Genomic DNA, 21193 nt, shown 5'->3' with positions numbered 1-21193 from the left:
TCAGAGGTGGCTCACTTCTCGGTGGAAAAACCGGCTCAGTTCCGCGTGGAAAACAACACGTATTGCGCCACGACGCGGTCAAGCAGGAGTACCCGTGCCGCCGCCGTTCTCATTTCCACTTCGGCATTGTCATTGGACGACTTGGCGGATGCGATCAGAAGGCCGAGCGCCAGGGCCGACAGCGTTCCTACCACCGCAGTCGCCAGCCTGATGACGTCCTTGGATTCTGCATTGAGATGGTGATCCGGCAAGCGGCCGCGCACCGCCAATCCTATCGATGTAGCCAGCGACAGAAAAATAAATACCAGCCCGCCAACCAACAGTGAGCCCAAGTCCGGTCTCCGTATCGCCACGTAAGCCTGCAGCCACCTTGCAAGCTGTGCTGTTATCATAGCGGAAGGCGGGCCAAGCGCGGAACTCTTTACTTTCCTGATCTTGTGCGGCCGCAATCGGGCGGGTTTCATTACTGGAAAATGAGCAGCACGTAAGCCAGGAAAAGCACCAGATGGACAGCGCCTTGCATGAGATGCGTGCGGCCGCTGGCAAAGGTGATGATGCTGACGGCCAGGGTCAGCACGAGCATCACCAGATCTCCATGTTCCAGGCCGAGGGTTACCGGGTGCCCGTAAAGACGGCTGATGACAAGCATCGCCGGCACGGTCAGCCCGATCGTCGACAACACCGAACCAAGGAAAATGTTGACGGCGCGCTGAAGATTGTTGGCGATGGATGCACGCACGGCGCTGATTGCCTCGGGCGTCGCAACAAGGATGGCCATGACAACACCGCCAAATGCGGTTGGGGCATGCAGGGTTTCGATAATGTAATCGATCGGCCGGGCAAGCTGTTCGACGAGAAAGACGACAGGAGCCATATAGGCGAAAAGCAGAATGGCATGATGCCAAACCTGTCCATGGCGAGAGACACGTTCGCTGATGGGCTCGTGACGGTTGCTGTCGTCAGCGAAATAGTCCCGATGGCGACCGGCCTGAAGAAACAGAAACGTAGCGTAAAGGCCGACCGATATTATACCCAGTATCAGTTGTCTCGATGCGGATGGATGCTGTCCGTATGGGCCTGCAAGAAATGTCGGCATCACCAGGCTGAGGGTCGCCAGCGGGACAATGACCCCGAGATAGGCGTTGGCGCCCTGGAGGTTATGCTGCTGTTCCGGCCGCCGCCATGCTCCCAGCAGCAGGGACAGGCCGACCATACCGTTCAGGATGATCATGACGACTGCGAACAGGGTGTCGCGTGCAAGCGTGGGATTGTTCTCGCCGTGAAGCATGACGGCGGATATTGCCATCACCTCGATTGAGGTGATGGCAAGCGTCAGAATGAGGGTGCCGTAAGGCTCCTTCAGCCGCTCCGCCAGATGATCCGCGTGCCGCACGACCGACAGAGCGGAGCCGAGGACGACGGCAAACAGCCAGATGAAAACCACAGTGAACCATAGCGGATCGGAAAGCCGGCCGAAGAGCTGTTCCCGGAAGGCAAGAAACGCCAGGCTGGTCGCGACGCTAACGCCGAGGAACCATTCCTCGCGCACCCGGCTGGTTGCGCCGACGGTGCGCAATGCCGGACCCTCCGTCATCGAAACCATCCGCCTTCTGGCAAATGCCGCCGCAATGCGATCATCAACACCATGGTGTCCGCCCGCTGTTCTCCTGCCCGTCCCATGAGCAGACGCAGACGAGGCTGCCTCAAGACGAACCGAAGCTCAAGCCAGATCGTGTGTCACTGAATAAAACTTGCAGGTCTCTGTCATCACTTACTGATCTCGACAAAGTAGCAATCGCGGGCGACCGATCACGCCACGTCTTCCGTTATTCGCGGCCGGTCGCCGGGATTGCCGCGCCGGTGACGACGGCTGCGGCCGGCGAAATCAGGAAGGCGATGAGGCGGGCGATCGATTGCGGCGATACCCAGCCATCCGTCTTCGCATCGGGCATGGCCGCGCGATTCTCAGGTGTGTCGATGGTCCCGGGCAGGATGCAGTTGGCGGTGATGCGGTCGTCGCGGCATTCGGCGGCGATCGCCTCGGTCAGCCGGATGACGGCGGCTTTGGAGGCGGCGTAAGCGGCCTGCTTGGCGCCAGCCTTCAGGCCGGGCGCGGCAGCAACATGAACGATGCGGCCGTAGCCGGCCGCCTTCATGGTCGGGAGAACCGCGGCGCTGATCGTCAGGGCGGTGCGGGCGTTTGCGGTCATCATCGTCTCCCACTGCGCGGGCGCCTCCGGCCCGACCGGCCCCATCTGGAAACCGCCGACGGTGTTGACCAATGCGCTCACACCGCCGAAGCGCTTGACGGCCCGGGCGACAGCGGCGGCGCAGGAAGCATAATCGGTGAGATCCGTTCCCGCGATCGACAGAAACTCGGTGGAGGCGGGAAGATCGCCGGCCAAGGCTTCCAGCTCATTGCTTGAACGGTTCATGCAGACGAGTTTCGCGCCGGCACTGGCAAGCTCGCGGACAACGGCGCTGCCGAGGTTGCCGCCGGCTCCGGTGACGATCACCGCTTTCTGGCTATTCATGGCAATCGGTCTCCTGATGGTGCCGGTGCTGGACGATGCCGCGTATTGTTGATCCAGCCTGCGCCGCAGTGCAAGGCCACCGCAAGGGTAATGTCGAGACGTCTTGCGGAACTGCCGGCGAAGCTATCCGCGGGCAGTTCCGTTCTCATTGCCCGATAGTCCTGTCGGGCCTGGCTTTCAATGATACTTCGCTCGTTCGCGGCCGAGGATGACAGGTGCGTCGAGGCCGGAGATCGGACGGCTGACATCGGCCGGGATGTCGCCGGTGAGCTGCAGGTCGAGATAGCGGGCACAGCAGACCCGCAGGAAGGATGTGAAGTTGCCGAGATCATGGCCGGCATCGATCGATTCATGATGCAGCCGGGTGATCAGCTGGACGACATTCATGCCGTCGCGCCGGGCGACCTCCTCGAGCTTCGCCCAGAAGAAGTTCTCCAACCTGACGCTGGTGACCATGCCGTCGATGCGCAGCGATCGGGTGGCGCTTTCCCAAAGCCGCGCATCCGCCTTGATGAACAGTTCACACATGTTGTCCTCCCCGTGCCTCCCTTCTCAGGCGGCGTTGGTTTCCAGCAGGGCTGCGGCATCGAGCACGGCCATGAACTGGCGCAACCACGAGGGATGTGCCGGCCAGGCGGGCGCCGTGACCAGATTGCCGTCCGAGACTGCATCGCTGATGGCGATGTCGGCATAAATGCCGCCGGCAAGCTCGACTTCCGGCCGGCAGGCGGGATAGGCCGAGCAGGTGCGGCCCTTCAAAACGCCGGCAGCGGCAAGCAGCTGCGCGCCGTGGCAGATAGCGGCGACGGGTTTTCCGGCGTCGAAGAAGTGCCGCACGGATTTGATGACATCGGCGTTGAGGCGCAGATATTCAGGCGCCCGCCCGCCGGGGATGACGAGCGCATCGTAATCTTCGGCCCGCACGCTGTCGAAAGTGGCGTTCAGCGCAAAATTATGACCGCGTTTTTCGGAATAGGTCTGGTCGCCTTCGAAATCGTGAATGGCGGTGGCAACGGTGTCGCCGGCCTTCTTGCCGGGGCAGACGGCGTCGACCGTGTAGCCGCACGCGAGCAGCGTCTGAAACGGCACCATCGTTTCGTAATCTTCGGTGAAATCACCGGTGATCATCAGAATCTTTGAGGCTGGCATCGTATCCTCCTTTGAAACCAACAGGCGGAGAGTAGCAAAGAGCTGTGGAGAGCAGGTACTATGGGAATACTACAGGCAAAATTCGCACCCGATAAGGCGACAGCATCAGACCGCCCTGACCTTCGCATCAGGCACTGCGCAAGCCTCGCCGCCGCCGAAGAGGCGGGAGCGGGTCAGGAAGCGCTTCTCGCGGCCGTTGTCGAGCGAGAACATGCCGCCGCGGCCCGGCACGACGTCGATGATCAGCTGCGTATGCTTCCACGCCTCGAACTGGCTGGCGCTGATATAGACCGGTACGCCGCCGATCTCGCCGAGCTTGACGTCGCTGTCGCCGATCATGAATTCGTTAGCCGGATAACACATCGGCGAGGAGCCGTCGCAGCAACCGCCGGACTGGTGGAAGAGGATCTCGGGGTGATCCCGCTTGATTTCTGCGATCAAATCGAGGGCTGTGTTGGTTGCAAGGACACGCGGTTCGCCGTTGACGGTGGTTTCCATGGCTGCCTCCTCCAGCGCATAACCCCGAAAATCGGATCGATTTTCGGAAAGATTATACGCAAATTCAAAGCGTTAGAGCGTCCTACGGGATGCGTGGCGCTCTAAAGACAAGGCCTTCTCCCCGTGTCGGGGAGAAGGCTTTTCATCATAACACCATTGGCTGCTCTTAGAAGAAGCCGAGTGCTTTCGGGCTGTAGCTCACCAGCATGTTCTTGGTCTGCTGGTAGTGGTCGAGCATCATCTTATGGGTTTCACGACCGATACCCGATTGCTTGTAGCCGCCGAAGGCAGCATGGGCCGGGTAGGCGTGGTAGCAGTTGGTCCAGACGCGGCCGGCCTGGATCTCGCGGCCGAAACGGTAGCAGCGATTGGCGTCGCGGCTCCAGACACCGGCGCCGAGGCCGTAGAGCGTGTCGTTGGCGATTTCGAGCGCTTCCTTCTCGTTCTTGAAGGTCGTGACCGAAACCACCGGTCCGAAGATCTCCTCCTGGAACACACGCATCTTGTTGTGACCCTTGAAGATCGTCGGCTTGACATAGTAGCCGTTCGCCAGCTCGCCGCCGAGATCGTTGCGCGAGCCGCCGGTCAGCACTTCCGCGCCTTCCTGCTTGCCGATGTCGAGATAGGCGAGGATCTTTTCCAACTGCTCCGTCGAGGCCTGAGCGCCGATCATCGTTGCGGTGTCGAGCGGGTTGCCCTGCTTGATCGCCTCGACGCGTTTGACGGCCTTTTCCATGAAGCGGTCGTAGATCGATTCCTGGACGAGGGCGCGGCTCGGGCAGGTGCAGACTTCGCCCTGGTTGAGGGCAAACATCGCAAAGCCTTCGAGCGCCTTGTCGAGGAAGTCGTCGTCCTCGGCCATCACGTCGGCGAAGAAGATGTTCGGCGATTTGCCGCCGAGCTCCAGCGTCACCGGAATGAGGTTCTGGCTGGCATATTGCATGATCAACCGGCCTGTCGTCGTCTCGCCGGTGAAGGCGATCTTGGCGACGCGCGGGCTGGTCGCCAGCGGCTTGCCGGCTTCGAGGCCGAAACCATTGACGATGTTAAGCACGCCGGGTGGCAGAAGATCGCCGACGATCTCGGCCCAGAGCAGGATCGAGGCCGGGGTCTGCTCGGCGGGCTTCAGTACGACGCAATTACCGGCGGCAAGTGCAGGCGCCAGCTTCCAGGTGGCCATCAGGATCGGGAAGTTCCACGGGATAATCTGGCCGACGACGCCGAGCGGCTCATGAAAGTGATAGGCGACGGTATCGTGGTCGATCTCGCCGATCGAACCTTCCTGGGCGCGGATGCAGGAGGCGAAGTAGCGGAAGTGGTCGATCGCCAGCGGAATGTCGGCCGCCATGGTTTCGCGGATCGGCTTGCCGTTGTCCCAGGTCTCGGCCTGGGCGAGCAACTCCAGCTTGTCTTCCATGCGCTGGGCGATCTTCATGAGTATATTGGAGCGCTCGGCGGCGGAGGTGCGGCCCCATTTTTCCTTAGCCGCATGAGCGGCGTCGAGCGCGAGATTGATGTCCTTCTCATTGGAGCGGGGAATGTCGCAGAGCTTGCCGCCGGTGACGGGCGTGAGGTTTTCGAAGTATTTGCCTTCAACCGGCTCGCGCCATTCGCCGCCGATATAGTTGCCGTATTTCAGCTTGAACGGCGACTCGACGATTTTTTGATGAAGCATGTCATCCTCCCTTGATGATCCAGGTTCCCAAACGAACCAGTGGGAGGAAAATGTGCATGTTTTGGCGGAGGGAACAGGGTGGGTCTTCCATACCGCAGCGCACAGTGTCGCAGACCTGCGACAGCATCGGGTGGCGATTGCTCTAGGAGCGGAACCTTTACCGTTATCAGTGGAGATTAAGCTTATTCATCTTCCTGTGCAGCGTGGCGCGGCTGATGCCGAGCGCGATCGCCGCCTGCGAGACATTGCCACCGGCGCGCGAAAGCGCCCGCAAGAGTGCCGCCTTCTCTGCCTCGACGATCTCGTCCTGCTGGGAGACGCCAGCCTCGTGCAGGGCATCGGCCGCCGGAATGCCGGCGGCGATACGTTTGTCGTCGAGCTGCAGCGCGGTCCGGGCGGCGCGCGTCGCACCGAGCACAAGGTCGTGCCTGTCGACGGCCAGCAGGGCGGCGGCGGAATTGGCGCCAGCCGGGACCATCAGGAAACGAGCGCCAGCAAAGGCGGAGCGGAAAAGGTTGAGCTCGATACGCATCGCGGCATCGCGTACGGTCTGCGTCAGGATTGCCAGCGTCATCTCGTTGACGTCTTCGCGGCATGTGGAGATGTCGAGGGCTGCGGCCAGCCGGCCGCGATGATCGCGGATCGGCGCGGTCGTGCAGCTCAGGCTGGTGTTCGAGCAGAAGAAATGCTGATCGCGGAAGATGGCGACGGCACGCTCGTCGGCAAGTGCGGTGCCGATGCCGTTGGTGCCGATGCTGGCCTCGGTCCAGACCGAGCCGGTCCAGAGGCCGAGTTCACGGAATTCCTTGTCGTCGCCGGCAGCCCCCCGGCGCTCCAGCGCGATGCCGTTCTTGTCGGTCAGAAGTAGGCAGCAGCCGGCCCTGCCAACGGTGGTAAAGAGACGATCGAGCTCTTCCGTCGCGTTGGCAATCAGCTGTTCGGACTGCTCGCGCGCACGGCGAAATTCCTGGTCGGTGAGGCGTAGCGGCGCGCGTTCATCCTCGGGGGCGAGCTGGTGCATGGTCATGCACCGACGCCATGAGGCGACGACCGGAGAACTGGCTGCGGCGGAATCGCGCTGGGCAGACGTGTAGACGTGCTCGGCGTGTGCTGAGTGTTCGTGCATCGGCTCCTCCCACCGAAGTTCAGCATAGTCTGATGGAAAAGCGGCCGGTTTGCAATTGCACGTGTCGACGGCCATCCTCCCCTTCGCCTCAAGCGATCAGCGCACAATGCTGAAAAGTGTCAGCGATCTTTGCACGACATCATCCGCCATTTCATTGATCTAGATCCGGTTCGAGATCATCGGCATCGACCGTGACAGCCAGGCTTCGATACCACGCGCTGCCGCCCGGCCGGTCGCCAGGCAGGCGGTAAGGAGATAACCGCCGGTCGGCGCTTCCCAGTCGAGCATTTCGCCGGCGACGAAGGTGCCCGGCAGTGCCTTCAACATGTAGCTTTCGTCGATGCTGCTCCAGCGGATGCCGCCGGCCGAGGAGATCGCCTCGGCGATCGGCCGGGTTTCGATCACTGGCACCGGCAGGGCCTTGATCATGCCGGCGAGACGCCCCAGATCGGTGCGGTCGCGCTCGCGAGTAAGTTCGCGCAGCAGCGCCGCCTTGACGCCGTCGAGGCCGGCGCCCTTGCGCAGGCGGTTTGAAAAGCTCGATTTGGCGTCCTGCCGCGCAAGATCGCGGCTCAGCCTCTCGATGGTGCGGCCGGGTGCGAGGTCGAGCGTCAGGACGGCGCTGCCATGGTTCAGCAGCCGGTCGCGCAACACGGCCGTATGGGTATAGACGAGGCTGCCTTCGATGCCGCTGCCGGTGATGACGAATTCGCCGGGAAACGTGCCGGCCTCGGACGTGGCGGTGACTGATTTTACCGGCTCGCCGGCGAAACGCTCGCTGAAGTTCCCGCTCCATCCGACGACGAAGCCGCAATTGGCGGGTTGAAAAGTATCGATTTCCACACCCCTGCCGGCCAGCCAAGGCACCCAGGCAGCATCGGAGCCGAGGCGCGGCCAGCTTGCGCCGCCGAGCGCGAGCAGGGCCGCGTCGCAATGGACGATGCTGCGCCCTTCGGGCGTTTCGAAAACATAGCCGTCTGCGGCAAAACCGGTCCAGCGGTGGCGGGTGCGCAGCGTGGCGCCCTGTGCTTCCAGCCGCCTGAGCCAGGCGCGCAGCAAAGGCGAGGCCTTCATCACCTTCGGGAAAACTCGGCCGGACGAGCCGACGAAGGTGTCGGTGCCGAGCCCTGCTGCCCAATCCCTGATGTCATCAGGGGTAAACGCATCAAGAGCGGTTTGCAGGCGGGCAGATGCCGCGCCGAAGCGTGTGATGAAGCGGGCGTAATCCTCGGAATGGGTGATGTTGAGACCGGACTTGCCGGCCAGCAGAAACTTGCGGGCAAAGGTCGGCATGGCGTCGTAGACCGTCACCGCATGACCGGAACGGGAAAGCAGTTCGGCGGCCGCGAGACCCGCCGGGCCGCCGCCGATGATAGCAATCCGCTTCTGGTCCATGGATGTCTTCGCCCGATTCTCTCTGCATTCAGTTTTGGCGCGGGCGCGGATCGCCTGCAAGGGCGGAGATCAGTGGTGCGGATGTGTGCACTGGCCGTGGTCGGCGAGAACCTCGATGACGCGGCATTGGTCGACGCGGCCGTGGCCGCAACCTTCCACCATGGTCTCCAGCTCGGCCTTCAGCGCCGTCAGGCTGCGGATGCGCTGCTCGACCTCGACGAGACGTGCCTTGGCGATGGCGTCGGCCGAGGCACAGGACTGGTGTGGATCGTCCTGCAGGGTCAGCAACGTGCGGATCGCCTCGATCTCGAAGCCGAGTTCGCGGGCGTGGCGGATGAAGGCGAGGCGGTTGATATCTGCGGGCTCGAAGGAGCGCTGGTTGCCTTCGCTGCGGCTCGGTGCCGCGAGCAGCCCGATGCTCTCATAGTAACGCACCGTCGGCACCTTGACGCCGCTCCGGCGCGCAGCTTCGCCGATCGTGATCTTTTTCATGATTTCTCTCTTGCACCTCTAGTCGCTAGAGGATGTAGGAGAGATGCTTCTATTTGGCAAGGAAGCGGATCATGGCTGAGAGCGAGACACGATACCGGGTTGGCGGCATGGATTGCGCCTCCTGCGCAACCAAGATCGATACGGCGGTCAGACGCTTGGCGGGTGTCGCCGATGTTTCCGTTTCGGTGATGGCGGGCACGATGACCGTCCGGCACGACGGCGGCAGTGATCTCAAGGCGATCGAGAAGAAGGTGACTGGGCTCGGCTATTCCGTCGCCCCGCTTGCCGCAAACGCTGCGCCTGCCCACAGCACGCAGCATCGTCACGACCATGGACATGATCACCGCGATCACGCGGACCACGACCATGAAGGGCACGATCATGCAGGCCATAGCCATGACCATTCTCACGATCACGGCGAGCAGGAAATCGAGGGGTTGCACGGGCACGACCATGCGCCAATGGCCGGTCCCTGGTGGCGGAGTAGGAAGGGCCGGCTGACCATCCTTTCGGGGGCGGCACTCGTTGCCGCCTATGCCGTCGGCCATCTCGTGCCGGCGATTGCATCCTATGCCTTCATCGTCGCCATGCTGATCGGGCTGGTGCCGATCGCGCGGCGCGCCATCATGGCCGCCTTCTCAGGCATACCGTTTTCGATCGAGATGCTGATGACGATCGCCGCCGTCGGCGCCGTCATCATCAATGCCGGCGAAGAGGCTGCAACTGTCGTGTTCCTGTTCCTCGTTGGCGAGCTGCTGGAAGGGGTGGCGGCGGGCAAGGCGCGGGAAAGCATCCAGTCGCTGACGGGTCTGGTGCCGAAGAATGCGCTGCTCGAAGACAATGGGCAGACACGTGAGGTGGCGGCGGAAAGCCTTTCGGTCGGTGCCATCATCATGGTTCGTCCTGGCGATCGGATCTCGGCGGACGGCATTATCATTTCAGGCGAGAGCGCGATCGATGAGGCGCCGGTGACGGGCGAGAGCACGCCGGTACGCAAGGGCGTCGATGCCGTCGTTTTTGCCGGCACGGTGAATGGCGATGCGGTGCTGACGGTTCGCGTCACGGCGGCTGCCGCCGACAATACCATCGCCCGCGTTGTCAAGCTGGTGGAGGAAGCGCAGGAATCGAAGGCGCCGACCGAACGCTTCATCGATCGGTTCTCACGCTATTACACGCCCGGCGTGGTCGTGGTCGCAGCGCTGGTCGCGGTCGTTCCGCCGTTGCTGTTCGCAGGACCGTGGGGCGAATGGGTCTATAAGGGCCTTGCCATCCTTTTGATCGGCTGCCCCTGCGCGCTCGTCATTTCGACGCCGGCGGCGATCGCCGCCTCGCTTTCATCAGGTGCGCGGCGCGGGCTCTTGATGAAGGGCGGTGCGGTGCTGGAAACGCTCGGCAAGGTGACGATGGTCGCCTTCGACAAGACAGGCACGCTGACGGAAGGCAAGCCTCAGGTGACTGACATCATTTCCTTTGGTCTGAGCGAGGCGCAGGTGCTGTCGCGCGCGGTGGTGCTGGAGCAGGGTTCCAGCCATCCGCTGGCGCTGGCGATCCTCAACCGTGCCAAGGCGGACGGCGTTCCCGTGCCGCCGGCCTTCGAGCTGGAAGCGCTGCCGGGCAAGGGTGTCAGCGGCAAAGTCGGCGGTGAGACGCTGGATCTGCTGTCGCCGCCTGCCGCCCGCGAGCGAGGGACGCTTGGCGCGGAACAGGATGCACGCATCACGGCGCTGAACGACGAGGGCAAAAGCGTGTCGGTGCTGCTCGTCAATGGTATCGCGGCCGGCCTGATCGCCATGCGCGACGAGCCGCGTGAGGATGCCGAGGCCGGGCTCGCTGCCCTCAAATCAGCAGGCGTCAAGGCGATGATGTTGACGGGCGACAACAAGCGGACGGCAGCAGCCGTTGCCGGCATGCTCGGCATCGACTGGCGCGGCGAGATGATGCCGGAGGACAAGCAGCGGGTCGTCGTCGAATTGAAGCGCCAGGGTTTCATCGTCGCCAAGGTCGGTGACGGCATCAACGATGCTCCGGCGCTGGCCGCGGCCGATATCGGCATCGCCATGGGCGGCGGCACCGATGTGGCGCTGGAGACGGCGGATGCCGCCGTGCTGCACGGACGCGTCGGCGACGTGGCGCGGATGATCGAACTTTCCAAACGCACGATGCGCAACATCCTGCAGAATATCACCATCGCACTCGGGCTGAAGGCGGTGTTTCTGGTGACGACGATCGCCGGCATCACCGGGCTCTGGCCGGCGATCCTCGCCGATACCGGCGCCACCGTGCTGGTGACGATCAACGCGCTGCGGCTGCTTCGGATAAAGATATAAACATTCCTGACTGCATCCCTCCGGCGCTCGTCGCCGGCGGGATCTCCCGTCAACGATTCGGGCCCGATCTCGAATCGAAAATCGCTTGACCGGCCATTGATAGGCTTTCCTCGTCGGGAGTTTCTCCACAGCCTGCTTTCTTTAAGCTTTGGTTAGCCATGTTTTTCACAGGAACATAGCGATTTCAAACCTGTCGTAACGCAATGCACAAACCATCCGTTGACGCGAATTTGGATTGGCGTACTATATCTAGTGTTCGAGGTTCCGTCGATTCGTGAGGATCGACGGCTAAGACGGGAATACGGTGCGCTTCGCCATTATGGCGCGGCAATGCCGGAGCTGCCCCCGCAACTGTAAGCGGCGAGCAACTGTCCGATTTCAGGTCACTGGAGCATGATGCTCCGGGAAGGCTGGGCAGGCGCTTTGACCCGTTAGCCAGGAGACCTGCCTCAAACGAAACGTCCACGGGCGGGGTGTCCGGAAGGTCGCGTTGCATGGCTGCGGGGAATCTCCGTGTCGCGTTTCGCAGGCCCGAACCTCCGCATGAGCCACTTCGGGGTGAAGTCATGTCAGTATCTCAGTTCAGGCCGCCACCCGCTAGAGCTAGAGGGCGGAGTATGCCCAGCGGCTAAACAGCCGCATAACTCACATCATCAGAGAATTTTTCGACGGATATCGACAGATTTCCGATCGATGCCCTTCGCCCAATCGCGTCGTCACGAGGAATATCATGACCATTACCGTCTACAGCAAGCCTGCCTGCGTCCAGTGCACTGCCACCTACCGCGCCCTTGACCGGTTGGGTGTCGATTATGACATCGTCGATATCTCGCAGGATGCCGAAGCGCTCGATCGCGTCCGCAGCCTCGGCTATATGCAGGCGCCTGTGGTCATCGCCGGCGAGCAGCATTGGGCGGGCTTCCGTCCCGACATGATCAGCGCGCTCTCCTGAGTTGAGGACAAGCGATGGGCCTGATCGTCTATTATTCCAGCCGATCCGAAAATACCCATCGGTTCGTCGCCAAGCTCGGACTGCGCGCGGCGCGCATTCCGGCAGGTGGCGCAGACGCGTTCCATATCCGCGAACCCTTCGTGCTGGTCGTGCCGACCTATAGCGGCGACGGCGGCAAGGGCGCCGTTCCCAAGCAGGTGATCCGTTTCCTCAATGATGCGGAAAACCGAGGACACATCCGCGGCGTGATCGCCGCGGGCAATAGCAATTTCGGCGAGACATACGGGCTCGCCGGCAACGTGGTCTCGCAGAAATGCCAGGTGCCGTACCTTTACCGGTTCGAGCTCATGGGCACCGAAGACGACGTCGCCAAGGTGAAACACGGAATGGAACGATTTTGGACACGGCAACAAACCTGACGCGGGATGCGGGCGCAAAACCGCATCACACTTTTGCTCAGCCCGCCGGGGAAAGGCCGCTGAAGGCAGCCGAAACCCTCGACTATCACGCGCTGAACGCGATGCTGAACCTCTATGACGATGAGGGGCGGATCCAGCTCGACAAGGATCGAATGGCTGCTAAGCAGTATTTCCTGCAGCATGTGAACCAGAACACGGTGTTCTTTCACAATCTCCGGGAAAAGCTCGATTACCTCGTGACCGAGGGCTATTACGAGCAGGAGGTTCTCGACCAGTATTCCTTCAATTTCGTGCGGGATCTGTTCGACCAGGCCTATGCCAAAAAATTCCGTTTCCCGACCTTCCTCGGCGCCTTCAAATACTACACCAACTATACGCTGAAGACCTTCGACGGAAAGCGCTATCTCGAGCGCTACGAGGACCGCATTTGCATGGTGGCGCTAGCTCTGGCGCGCGGCGACGAGACCCTTGCCCGCGACATGGTCGACGAGATCATTTCCGGCCGCTTCCAGCCGGCGACACCGACCTTCCTCAATGCCGGCAAGAAGCAGCGCGGCGAACTGGTTTCCTGCTTCCTGCTGCGTGTCGAGGACAATATGGAATCGATCGGCCGGTCGATCAATTCGGCGCTGCAATTGTCGAAGCGCGGCGGCGGTGTGGCGCTGTCGCTGACGAATATCCGCGAGGCGGGCGCGCCAATCAAGCATATCGAGAACCAGTCCTCGGGCATCATCCCCGTGATGAAGCTGCTCGAAGACAGTTTTTCCTATGCCAACCAGCTCGGTGCGCGCCAAGGCGCGGGTGCCGTCTATCTCAATGCCCACCACCCCGACATCATGCGCTTCCTCGACACCAAGCGCGAAAATGCCGACGAGAAGATCCGCATCAAGACGCTGTCGCTCGGCGTCGTCGTGCCCGATATCACCTTTGAGCTCGCCAAGAACAACGAGGATATGTACCTGTTCTCGCCCTATGATGTGGAGCGCGTCTATGGCGTGCCCTTCACCGAGATTTCGGTGACGGAGAAGTACCGCGAGATGGCGGACGATGCCCGCATCTCCAAAAAGAAGATTAAGGCGCGCGAATTCTTCCAGGTGCTTGCCGAAATCCAGTTCGAGAGCGGCTATCCCTACATCATGTTCGAGGACACGGTGAACCGGGCAAACCCGATCGCCGGGCGCATTTCGATGAGCAATCTCTGCTCGGAGATCCTGCAGGTGAGCGAGGCCAGCGAATACAACGACGACCTTTCTTACAAACATCTCGGCAAGGATATTTCCTGCAATCTCGGCTCGCTGAATATCGCGGCGGCAATGGATTCGGCTGATTTCGGCAAGACGATCGAGACCTCGATCCGGGCGCTGACGGCCGTTTCCGACATGAGTCACATTTCCTCGGTTCCCTCGATCGAGAAGGGCAATGACGAGAGCCATGCGATCGGCCTTGGCCAGATGAACCTGCACGGTTACCTCGCCCGCGAACGCATTTTCTACGGCTCCGAGGAAGGCGTCGACTTCACCAACATCTATTTCTATACGGTGACCTATCACGCGATCCGCGCCTCGAACCTTTTGGCGGTCGAACGCGGCACGAGCTTCAAGGGCTTCGAGAATTCGAAATATGCATCCGGCGAATATTTCGACAAATATACCGAGCAGCTCTGGGAGCCGGCGACGGAGAGGGTGAAGGCGCTGTTCGAGACGGCAGGTATCCCTATTCCGACACAGGCAGACTGGGCAGCGCTGAAGAAAGTGGTGATGGCCTCCGGCCTCTATAACCAGAACCTGCAGGCAGTGCCGCCGACGGGGTCGATCTCCTATATCAACCATTCGACCTCCTCGATCCATCCGATCGTCTCGAAGATCGAGATCCGCAAGGAAGGCAAGATCGGCCGCGTCTACTATCCGGCGCCGTTCATGACCAACGGCAATCTCGACTATTATCAGGATGCCTATGAGATCGGGCCGGAGAAGATCATCGACACCTATGCGGCGGCGACCCAGCATGTCGACCAAGGCCTGTCGCTGACCTTGTTCTTCCGCGACACGGCGACGACGCGCGACATCAACAAGGCGCAGATCCATGCCTGGAAGAAGGGCATCAAGACGATCTACTACATCCGCCTCCGCCAGATGGCGCTGTCCGGCACCGAGGTGCAGGGCTGCGTATCCTGTACGCTGTAATTTGATTTCGGGCCTCGAGCCAGAAGCCCCCTCACCCTAACCCTCTCCCCGCTGGGGAGAGGCGACTTGGTTGGGGATGCCGCTGCCACAAGTCTCTTCTCCCCAGCGGGGAGAGGTGCCGGCAGGCGGATGAGGGGGTTGCCCAGACGTATTCCTCAAGAAGGACCACCCATGAACATGCAAATCAAACCCGCCTCCCGCGTGCGCGCCGTCAACTGGAACCGCATCGAGGACGACAAGGATCTCGAAGTCTGGAACCGGCTCACCGGCAATTTCTGGCTGCCGGAAAAGGTGCCGCTCTCGAACGACATTCCTTCCTGGGCAACGCTGACGCCGACCGAGCAGCAGCTCACCATCCGCGTCTTCACCGGCTTGACGCTGCTCGACACGATCCAGAATGGCGTCGGTTCCATCAGGCTGATGGAAGATGCGGCGACGCCGCATGAGGAGGCGGTGCTTTCCAACATTTCGTTCATGGAGGCGGTGCATGCGCGCTCCTATTCGTCGATCTTCTCGACGCTGTGCTCGACGCCGGATGTCGACGATGCCTATCGCTGGTCGGAGGAGAACGAATTCCTACAGCGGAAATCGACGCTGATCATGGAGCAATATCGCTCCGGCGATCCGTTGAAGAAGAAGGTTGCGAGCGTCTTCCTCGAAAGCTTCCTGTTCTATTCCGGCTTCTACCTGCCTATGTACTGGTCGAGCCGCGCCAAGCTGACCAACACGGCCGACATGATCCGGCTGATCATCCGCGACGAGGCGGTGCACGGCTATTATATCGGCTACAAATTCCAACGCGGGCTGGAGCGGCTCGGCGAGGAGAGAAGGCAGGAGATCAAGGATTTCGCCTTCGAACTGCTGCTCGAACTCTATGACAACGAGGCGAAATATACCGAGGCGCTCTATGACGGCGTCGGGCTGACCGAGGACGTCAAGAAATTCCTGCATTACAATGCCAACAAGGCGCTGATGAACCTTGGCTATGAGGCGCTGTTCCCGGCTGAAGCCTGTAAGGTCAATCCGGCGATCCTGTCAGCGCTTTCGCCGAATGCCGACGAGAACCACGACTTCTTCTCCGGCTCCGGCTCCTCCTATGTCATCGGCAAGGCGGTGGCGACCGAGGACGAGGACTGGGATTTCTGAGGCTTGATCGGCGTCTACCTCTTATCATTTGCTCTCTCATCGCCCACATTCAGCGGAAACTAAATTTGGTCCTCGCCGATGATGTGGCGTAGCGGGAGTTTTTGATGTCGTCTTTTTTGAACAAGGCCGGGACTGCCGTCGAAGCGGAAGAGGGCGTCTGGCCGATCCGCAGAAGACGGATTCTCGACTGGCTGGTGAACGAGACGCGCGGCGAGCGGTTCATCGACAATATCCTGGTGGAAATGTGCGAGAAGCTTTTGGCATCAGGGGTGCCAGTGGCCCGGGCGACATTGCATTTCAGGACGAACCATCCGCAATGGATCGGCGCCCGCATCCTCTGGAAGGAAGGCCTGGCAGAGGCGAAAATCAACACTTTCGCCTATGGTGTCGAAAACACGCCGGAGTTCCTGAAGAGTCCCGTCAACGCGATCCATCAGGGTGCGGAGGAGGTGCGTAGACAGCTGGAAGGCACAGTCGACGGCGACGAGGATTCATTCTATCAGGAACTGCGCGATGACGGCCTCACGGAGTATATCGCCTGGCCGCTCGAGCATACTTTCGGCAAACGGCATGTCGCGACATTTTCCACCAGCCGGCCGGGCGGTTTTACGAGCGAGCATGTCGATTTCCTGCGTGATCTGCTGCCGGCCCTGACGCTCGTCAGCGAAATCCGGCTGAAGAACATCATGGCGCGTACGCTGCTGCAGACCTATGTGGGGCCGCATGCGAGCGAACAGATCCTGGCGGGCGTCACGACGCGCGGCAGCGGTGCGACGGTCGGTGCGGGAATCATGATCTGCGACCTGCGCGACTTTACGGCGATCTCCGATCTCTGGCCGCGCGACGATGTCATCCATCTGCTCAATGATTATTTCGACGCCATGTCCGACCCGATCGAACGGTATGGCGGAGAGATCCTGAAGTTCATGGGCGACGGATTGCTGGCGATCTTTCCGCTGAGCAAGGAAACGGCCTGTCACGATCTGCTGCAGGCGATCCGCGAAGGGCAGGGGTTGATGGCGCAATTGAACCAGCAGTATGCGGGCAACGGACGCGAACCGCTGCGCTACGGCGTCGGCGTGCATGTCGGCGACGTCATGTACGGCAATATCGGCTCGCGCCGGCGGCTCGATTTCACCGTCATCGGCCCGGCGGTCAATGTCGCCTCGCGGCTGGAAACCCTGACAAAGGAGGTCAAGCGTCCGGTGCTCTTGTCGCGGGCCTTCGTCGAAAGGGCGGGCTGTGCGGAAGAGATGGACAGTCTCGGCACCTTCCCGTTGCGCGGGCTCGGCGAGCCGGTCGATGTTTTCGCCTTTCCGGAGCGCTAGAAACTTATACTCCTCGCTTGTTTCCCCAAAGCAGCACATGCAGTTGAGGTAGCACGCGGGCTGTAAACCATTGGTCGGCTGTTACTTTTGCGACAAGCCAGTGCATCCGATCCATCACGCCGTCGATATCAATGCGTGCGTCATCGTCATCGGGCGGCGGCGGCGTATGATTGCCGGGCTGAAGGAACAGGGGAATTTGGGGATAGCGCTGACCCGCGCGCTGGGCGAATTCGTAGTCGCTATCGTCGAAGACGACGATCTTCAATGCGACCTCTGGTCCGCCGGCGGCCAGTTGAAGGCAGTGATTCACCTGGTCCCAGTCCGTCAGCATTCCGCTTGATGGGGGTTTGGGGCTGATGACCAGAATATCGAGATCGCGAAACCAGGCTTGGGCTACGCTTCCCTGTGTTTCCAGTGCAAAGCGGTATCCTTGGGAATGGCCCAGCTCGATCAGTGGGCTTAAGGGCTGTATCGCCGGATTGCCTCCGGAAAGGGAAACCGTCAGTGGCTTGCCCCCGGAGAGCTTCATGACCTCGTGCCAGATCGCTTCCGTGGACATGGGAATCCATTGATCCCGGAAGGCGCTATCGACGGCGTGAAGGCTGTCGCACCAGGAACACCGATAGTCACAGCCGCCTGTCCTCACGAACACCGTCGGCAGCCCGATCAAGGCGCCTTCACCCTGTATGGTCGGGCCAAAGATCTCGCTGACGCGAATGCTCCCGAGGCTCATGGCCTGTACTCCGCCCATGTTTTGGGGGTCTCGCTGACGCGAACAGATGAGGTCTCTGGAAAGCGCTGCTTGCACCAGTCGTAAAAGTGCTTTGCCAGGAATTCGGAGGTGACTTTCGAATGGCCGAAGACGTCGTTCAGGTGACGATGATCGAAAGTCTCGTCGATATAGCGCTTGAGCGGTGAGAGGTCGTGATAGTCACGGACGAAGCCATCATCATTCAGGCTTTCGGCAGCCAGTTCGACGATGACGATGTAGTTGTGGCCGTGAAGCCGAGCACATTGATGGTCGGCAGGCAGGTGATCCAATTGATGGGAGGCGGAGAGATGAAACTCCTTGGTGATGCGGTACATCAACGCACCTCCGTGGCCGAGTATCGCGACACGGCCGCTCTCCAAAAATCCCGGTCTTCATACTCCGTGGGATCGGGAACACCGGCAAGATGGAAAGCTTCACGGCGTTCCACGCAGGTTCCGCAGCGCCCACAGTGGAGTTCGCCGCCTTTGTAGCAGGACCAGGTCTCCGAAAACGGCGTGCCGTGTTTCGCGCCGTCAACCACGATTGCTTCTTTGGAAACATCGACATAGGGTGCAAGCAGTTTCACGCTGGCATAACCGTCCAGCGCTTCGTTTTGCATATGCTGGAAAGCATCGATGAAGCCCGGCCGGCAGTCCGGATAAATGAAGTGGTCGCCGCCATGCACGGCGACGGCAACTGCACCTGCTTTTTGCGCGGCCGCCAAACCGAACGCGATTGCCAGCATGATGGCATTGCGGTTCGGCACGACGGTGGCCTTCATGGTCTCCTCGGCGTAGTGGCCATCGGGAACCTCGACATTGTCGGTCAGGGCCGATCCGCTGAGATGACCGCCGATGCTGGCGATGTCGATAATATGATGTGGAACGGAGAGCCGTGAGGCACATCTGGCGGCGAAGTCGAGTTCCTTGCGATGCCGTTGGCCGTAGTCGAAGGAGACCAGGCCGATAAGCTGTTTTTCCGTCGCTACCTTGTGGGCAAGCGAAACGGAGTCCAGTCCGCCGGAGCAGACGACGATGGTTTTCATATTTTGGATCCCTTGTTTTGACCGGGTGGGCTGCGACCGGATTAGGCGGTGCTTCTAGAACAAATCACGCGCCATGGAAACAGTTTTGAAGCGTGAGCGTGATTGAGGGATGAGATGACGTTGATTTCACGGCGGTTTTCATGGCTTCGGGGTCTGATGCCAACGCTCCCCACAGCGGGGTAGCCCCTAACCGATCGGAAAGTTGATCTGCGGTGGCAGCAGGAGTTGCAGATCCTCGGCATCCGGATCGCTGATGCGCTGCAGCAGCATGCGTCCCAGATCCTCGCCGGCCGCCGTCAGATCCTCGTGGATCGTGTCGACCTTCGGCTGCAACTGGCTGAGAAGATGGGACGTCTCCTTGGCGACGATATCGTAATCGACCGCCAGTATGCGGCCGGCATCGCTCATGCCGCTGATGACGGCAAGTGCTGAAACTTCGCCGGGGCAGATGAAGCCATCAGGAGCATCCGGGGCGTCGGCGCGGCTGCTAATGAAGCCGCGCAGCACGCCGGCCGGCGTATCGAGATCGACCGCCTCGGGGATCTCATAGGTGATGCCTGCCTCCCGCACCGCTGTCATGAAGCCATGCAGGATATGCTGGCAGAAGGTCAGCCGTTTCGGCGGCAGGATCACTGCCACCTTTTTGCGGCCCTTGGCGATCAGCCGGCGCGTTGCCTCATAGGCAAAGGTGAAATTGTCGTAGTCGACATAGGGGTGCTGCGTCGAAAATTCGGTGCGGCCATGACAGATGAAGGGAAAGCCGGTTTCGAGCAGCAGGCGGACGCGGGCATCGAGCGGTTCGGTGCGCGTGAAGATCAGCCCGTCGGCGAGGTGATTGCGGATGATGTATTCGGCGGCCTCGACATCGGTCGTCGACAGGAAGTTCGGCGCGACGACAAGATGGTAGGAGGTCTCTTTCAACGCCTTGGCGATGCCGTACATGATCGAGGTGCTGAAACCGACCACTTCCTCGTGCGAATCGAGCAGGATGGCAATGACATTGGTGCGGCCGGTCTTCAGACGCTGCGCGGCCCGGTCCGGGAGATAGCCGATCTCGCGGGCGATGCGGTGCACCCGTTGACGGGTCTCGAACGAAATCTGCGGCGCATCGGAAAGCGCCCGTGACACCGTCGTCACCGCAAGGCCGGCGATCGTGGCGATCGTTCGCAAGGTCGGCTTGCCGCGCTTATGCGTGATATCGAGATTTTCGCCGCGCTGCGGCCCGGACGGTTCGGTCACCCTTGGCTTTCCATGCTGGAATTGCCGATACCATAACACGATGAATCCGGCGCGCAATCGACGAATGAAAACGTTTTAAATTTTAACGTTCTGTTAGTCACGAATTAAATATGAATTATAGTCAGTAACTTAGTGAAATAACCATATTTTTCTCGGGAGTCGAGAAAGGGCTTGACGACAGGGGGCTTATAACGTTTTAAATTGTCAACCGCGCGGAGGAGTGCGGCCGTATGCTGACCGCTGCAATGGCGGGAAGCATCGGGCGGCAGGGAGGGTCCCGCCGCCGATTTGCAAACGGGAGGAAATTCATGAGCAAGTTTTTGAGCTCGGCAGCTGTTGCTGTCGTGATGATGGCTGGCCTCAGTGCTGCCCATGCCGCTGACGTCAAGGAAGTACAGATGCTGCACTGGTGGACGTCAGGCGGCGAGGCAGCGGCGCTGAACGTCTTGAAGGAGGATCTTTCGAAGGAAGGGTTTGCCTGGAAGGACGTGCCTGTTGCCGGCGGTGGCGGCGATGCGGCGATGACGGCGCTGAAGGCGATGGTTGCGGCCGGCACCTATCCGACAGCCTCGCAGATGCTGGGCTATACCGTGCTCGATTATGCTGAGGCCGGTGTCATGGGCGATCTGACCGAGACGGCGAAGAAGGAAGGCTGGGACAAGTCGGTTCCGGCGGCCTTGCAGAAGTTCTCGGTCTATGACGGCAAGTGGGTCGCAGCCCCGGTCAACGTCCACTCGGTCAACTGGCTGTGGATCAACAAGGCGGTGATGGACAAGATCGGCGGCACTGAGCCGAAGACCTTCGACGATCTGATCGCCCTGCTCGACAAGGCGAAGGCTGCCGGCGTCATCCCGCTGGCGCTCGGTGGCCAGAATTGGCAGGAAGCGACGATGTTCGATTCCATCGTGCTGTCGACCGGCGGTCCGGAGTTCTA

20 protein-coding genes, 1 pseudogene and 1 riboswitch are annotated in these 21193 nt (G+C 60.9%); of the genes and pseudogenes, 7 read left to right on the top strand and 14 right to left on the bottom strand.

All coding sequences use genetic code 11. The features are described 5' to 3' along the window. Nucleotides 1–59 precede the first annotated feature (59 nt). The 10 genes and pseudogenes from G9X64_RS07935 to G9X64_RS07890 form a co-directional block, all read right to left on the bottom strand. Nucleotides 60–332, bottom strand: a pseudogene (locus G9X64_RS07935) (bestrophin-like domain); the annotation flags it as partial. A gap of 131 nt (nucleotides 333–463) precedes the next feature. Further along, entirely contained in the window at nucleotides 464–1594 is a 1131-nt protein-coding gene (locus tag G9X64_RS07930) for a calcium:cation antiporter (RefSeq protein WP_171376330.1), read from the bottom strand. A 232-nt stretch (nucleotides 1595–1826) separates the two neighbouring features. Then, nucleotides 1827–2534, bottom strand: a complete 708-nt coding sequence (locus tag G9X64_RS07925) for an SDR family NAD(P)-dependent oxidoreductase (RefSeq protein WP_171376329.1) — start codon at nucleotides 2532–2534, stop codon at nucleotides 1827–1829. 177 nt (nucleotides 2535–2711) lie between these two features. After that, nucleotides 2712–3062 (bottom strand): ribbon-helix-helix domain-containing protein, encoded by a 351-nt coding sequence (locus G9X64_RS07920; RefSeq protein WP_168317798.1) that lies wholly within the window; start codon nucleotides 3060–3062, stop codon nucleotides 2712–2714. Between the two features lie 24 nt (nucleotides 3063–3086). Beyond that, nucleotides 3087–3683: a DJ-1/PfpI family protein gene (locus tag G9X64_RS07915; RefSeq protein ID WP_097622209.1), complete on the bottom strand. Its 597-nt coding sequence runs from the start codon at nucleotides 3681–3683 to the stop codon at nucleotides 3087–3089. A 105-nt stretch (nucleotides 3684–3788) separates the two neighbouring features. Further along, nucleotides 3789–4181 carry a DUF779 domain-containing protein gene (locus tag G9X64_RS07910; RefSeq protein WP_168313250.1) on the bottom strand — a complete coding sequence of 131 codons (393 nt, stop codon included), beginning with the start codon at nucleotides 4179–4181 and terminating at the stop codon, nucleotides 3789–3791. A 166-nt stretch (nucleotides 4182–4347) separates the two neighbouring features. Beyond that, a complete protein-coding gene (adh, locus tag G9X64_RS07905; protein ID WP_171376328.1) occupies nucleotides 4348–5856 on the bottom strand; it encodes an aldehyde dehydrogenase in 1509 nt (502 codons plus the stop codon). Between the two features lie 166 nt (nucleotides 5857–6022). Then, entirely contained in the window at nucleotides 6023–6982 is a 960-nt protein-coding gene (locus tag G9X64_RS07900) for a helix-turn-helix domain-containing protein (RefSeq protein WP_168317800.1), read from the bottom strand. 159 nt (nucleotides 6983–7141) lie between these two features. After that, nucleotides 7142–8377, bottom strand: a complete 1236-nt coding sequence (locus G9X64_RS07895) for a TIGR03862 family flavoprotein (RefSeq protein ID WP_171376327.1) — start codon at nucleotides 8375–8377, stop codon at nucleotides 7142–7144. Between the two features lie 69 nt (nucleotides 8378–8446). Next, nucleotides 8447–8869, bottom strand: coding sequence for a MerR family transcriptional regulator (locus G9X64_RS07890; RefSeq protein WP_168317802.1), 423 nt, complete (start codon nucleotides 8867–8869; stop codon nucleotides 8447–8449). A gap of 71 nt (nucleotides 8870–8940) precedes the next feature. Between G9X64_RS07890 and G9X64_RS07885 the strand changes: the two genes are divergently transcribed. The 6 genes from G9X64_RS07885 (at nucleotide 8941) to G9X64_RS07860 (ending at nucleotide 17224) form a co-directional block, all read left to right on the top strand. Then, complete coding sequence (locus G9X64_RS07885; RefSeq protein ID WP_168317803.1) at nucleotides 8941–11196, top strand: heavy metal translocating P-type ATPase; 2256 nt, start codon at nucleotides 8941–8943, stop codon at nucleotides 11194–11196. Between the two features lie 242 nt (nucleotides 11197–11438). Continuing rightward, nucleotides 11439–11662: riboswitch (cobalamin riboswitch) on the top strand. A 264-nt stretch (nucleotides 11663–11926) separates the two neighbouring features. Next, a complete protein-coding gene (gene nrdH, locus G9X64_RS07880) occupies nucleotides 11927–12148 on the top strand; it encodes a glutaredoxin-like protein NrdH (protein ID WP_018243700.1) in 222 nt (73 codons plus the stop codon). A gap of 14 nt (nucleotides 12149–12162) precedes the next feature. Continuing rightward, nucleotides 12163–12567 carry a class Ib ribonucleoside-diphosphate reductase assembly flavoprotein NrdI gene (nrdI, locus tag G9X64_RS07875; protein WP_168313586.1) on the top strand — a complete coding sequence of 135 codons (405 nt, stop codon included), beginning with the start codon at nucleotides 12163–12165 and terminating at the stop codon, nucleotides 12565–12567. Next, on the top strand, nucleotides 12546–14750 hold the full coding sequence (gene nrdE / locus G9X64_RS07870) for a class 1b ribonucleoside-diphosphate reductase subunit alpha (protein WP_171376326.1): 2205 nt from the start codon (nucleotides 12546–12548) through the stop codon (nucleotides 14748–14750). The genes nrdI and nrdE overlap by 22 nt, the downstream gene beginning before the upstream one ends. Before the next feature lie 171 nt (nucleotides 14751–14921). Then, nucleotides 14922–15896: a class 1b ribonucleoside-diphosphate reductase subunit beta gene (nrdF, locus tag G9X64_RS07865; protein WP_171376325.1), complete on the top strand. Its 975-nt coding sequence runs from the start codon at nucleotides 14922–14924 to the stop codon at nucleotides 15894–15896. A gap of 104 nt (nucleotides 15897–16000) precedes the next feature. After that, a complete protein-coding gene (locus G9X64_RS07860) occupies nucleotides 16001–17224 on the top strand; it encodes an adenylate/guanylate cyclase domain-containing protein (RefSeq protein ID WP_168313583.1) in 1224 nt (407 codons plus the stop codon). Nucleotides 17225–17228: 4 nt separating this feature from the next. Here the strand turns inward: G9X64_RS07860 and queE are convergent, their stop codons facing one another. From queE to G9X64_RS07840, 4 genes are all read right to left on the bottom strand, one after another. Beyond that, complete coding sequence (gene queE / locus G9X64_RS07855; protein WP_171376324.1) at nucleotides 17229–17957, bottom strand: 7-carboxy-7-deazaguanine synthase QueE; 729 nt, start codon at nucleotides 17955–17957, stop codon at nucleotides 17229–17231. Then, nucleotides 17954–18310 carry a 6-carboxytetrahydropterin synthase QueD gene (gene queD / locus G9X64_RS07850; RefSeq protein ID WP_130739779.1) on the bottom strand — a complete coding sequence of 119 codons (357 nt, stop codon included), beginning with the start codon at nucleotides 18308–18310 and terminating at the stop codon, nucleotides 17954–17956. The genes queE and queD overlap by 4 nt, the downstream gene beginning before the upstream one ends. After that, nucleotides 18310–19020 (bottom strand): 7-cyano-7-deazaguanine synthase QueC, encoded by a 711-nt coding sequence (queC, locus tag G9X64_RS07845; RefSeq protein WP_171376323.1) that lies wholly within the window; start codon nucleotides 19018–19020, stop codon nucleotides 18310–18312. The genes queD and queC overlap by 1 nt, the downstream gene beginning before the upstream one ends. A 186-nt stretch (nucleotides 19021–19206) precedes the next feature. Next, nucleotides 19207–20259 (bottom strand): LacI family transcriptional regulator, encoded by a 1053-nt coding sequence (locus tag G9X64_RS07840; RefSeq protein WP_171376322.1) that lies wholly within the window; start codon nucleotides 20257–20259, stop codon nucleotides 19207–19209. A gap of 308 nt (nucleotides 20260–20567) precedes the next feature. Here G9X64_RS07840 and G9X64_RS07835 point away from each other — a divergent pair. After that, nucleotides 20568–21193 (top strand): ABC transporter substrate-binding protein (locus tag G9X64_RS07835; RefSeq protein ID WP_171376321.1); only part of this gene is annotated, 626 nt, incomplete at its 3' end.

Origin of the sequence: Rhizobium sophorae, from assembly GCF_013087515.1 — a bacterium.
Taxonomy (GTDB): Bacteria; Pseudomonadota; Alphaproteobacteria; order Rhizobiales; family Rhizobiaceae; genus Rhizobium; species Rhizobium sophorae.
Note: the sequence above shows the minus strand (reverse complement) of the source record. Positions and strands in the feature narration are given on the sequence as shown.

Excerpts from the sequence above, each read along its gene's own strand:
- G9X64_RS07920 (WP_168317798.1), bottom strand. The coding sequence starts at position 3,062 with ATGTGTGAACTGTTCATCAAGGCGGATGCGCGGCTTTGGGAAAGCGCC.
- nrdF (WP_171376325.1), top strand. The coding sequence starts at position 14,922 with ATGAACATGCAAATCAAACCCGCCTCCCGCGTGCGCGCCGTCAACTGG.
- adh (WP_171376328.1), bottom strand. The coding sequence starts at position 5,856 with ATGCTTCATCAAAAAATCGTCGAGTCGCCGTTCAAGCTGAAATACGGC.
- G9X64_RS07930 (WP_171376330.1), bottom strand. The coding sequence starts at position 1,594 with ATGACGGAGGGTCCGGCATTGCGCACCGTCGGCGCAACCAGCCGGGTG.
- G9X64_RS07915 (WP_097622209.1), bottom strand. The coding sequence starts at position 3,683 with ATGCCAGCCTCAAAGATTCTGATGATCACCGGTGATTTCACCGAAGAT.
- G9X64_RS07910 (WP_168313250.1), bottom strand. The coding sequence starts at position 4,181 with ATGGAAACCACCGTCAACGGCGAACCGCGTGTCCTTGCAACCAACACA.
- queD (WP_130739779.1), bottom strand. The coding sequence starts at position 18,310 with ATGTACCGCATCACCAAGGAGTTTCATCTCTCCGCCTCCCATCAATTG.
- G9X64_RS07895 (WP_171376327.1), bottom strand. The coding sequence starts at position 8,377 with ATGGACCAGAAGCGGATTGCTATCATCGGCGGCGGCCCGGCGGGTCTC.
- queE (WP_171376324.1), bottom strand. The coding sequence starts at position 17,957 with ATGAGCCTCGGGAGCATTCGCGTCAGCGAGATCTTTGGCCCGACCATA.
- G9X64_RS07885 (WP_168317803.1), top strand. The coding sequence starts at position 8,941 with ATGGCTGAGAGCGAGACACGATACCGGGTTGGCGGCATGGATTGCGCC.
- G9X64_RS07900 (WP_168317800.1), bottom strand. The coding sequence starts at position 6,982 with ATGCACGAACACTCAGCACACGCCGAGCACGTCTACACGTCTGCCCAG.
- queC (WP_171376323.1), bottom strand. The coding sequence starts at position 19,020 with ATGAAAACCATCGTCGTCTGCTCCGGCGGACTGGACTCCGTTTCGCTT.
- nrdI (WP_168313586.1), top strand. The coding sequence starts at position 12,163 with ATGGGCCTGATCGTCTATTATTCCAGCCGATCCGAAAATACCCATCGG.
- G9X64_RS07860 (WP_168313583.1), top strand. The coding sequence starts at position 16,001 with ATGTCGTCTTTTTTGAACAAGGCCGGGACTGCCGTCGAAGCGGAAGAG.
- G9X64_RS07890 (WP_168317802.1), bottom strand. The coding sequence starts at position 8,869 with ATGAAAAAGATCACGATCGGCGAAGCTGCGCGCCGGAGCGGCGTCAAG.
- nrdH (WP_018243700.1), top strand. The coding sequence starts at position 11,927 with ATGACCATTACCGTCTACAGCAAGCCTGCCTGCGTCCAGTGCACTGCC.
- G9X64_RS07925 (WP_171376329.1), bottom strand. The coding sequence starts at position 2,534 with ATGAATAGCCAGAAAGCGGTGATCGTCACCGGAGCCGGCGGCAACCTC.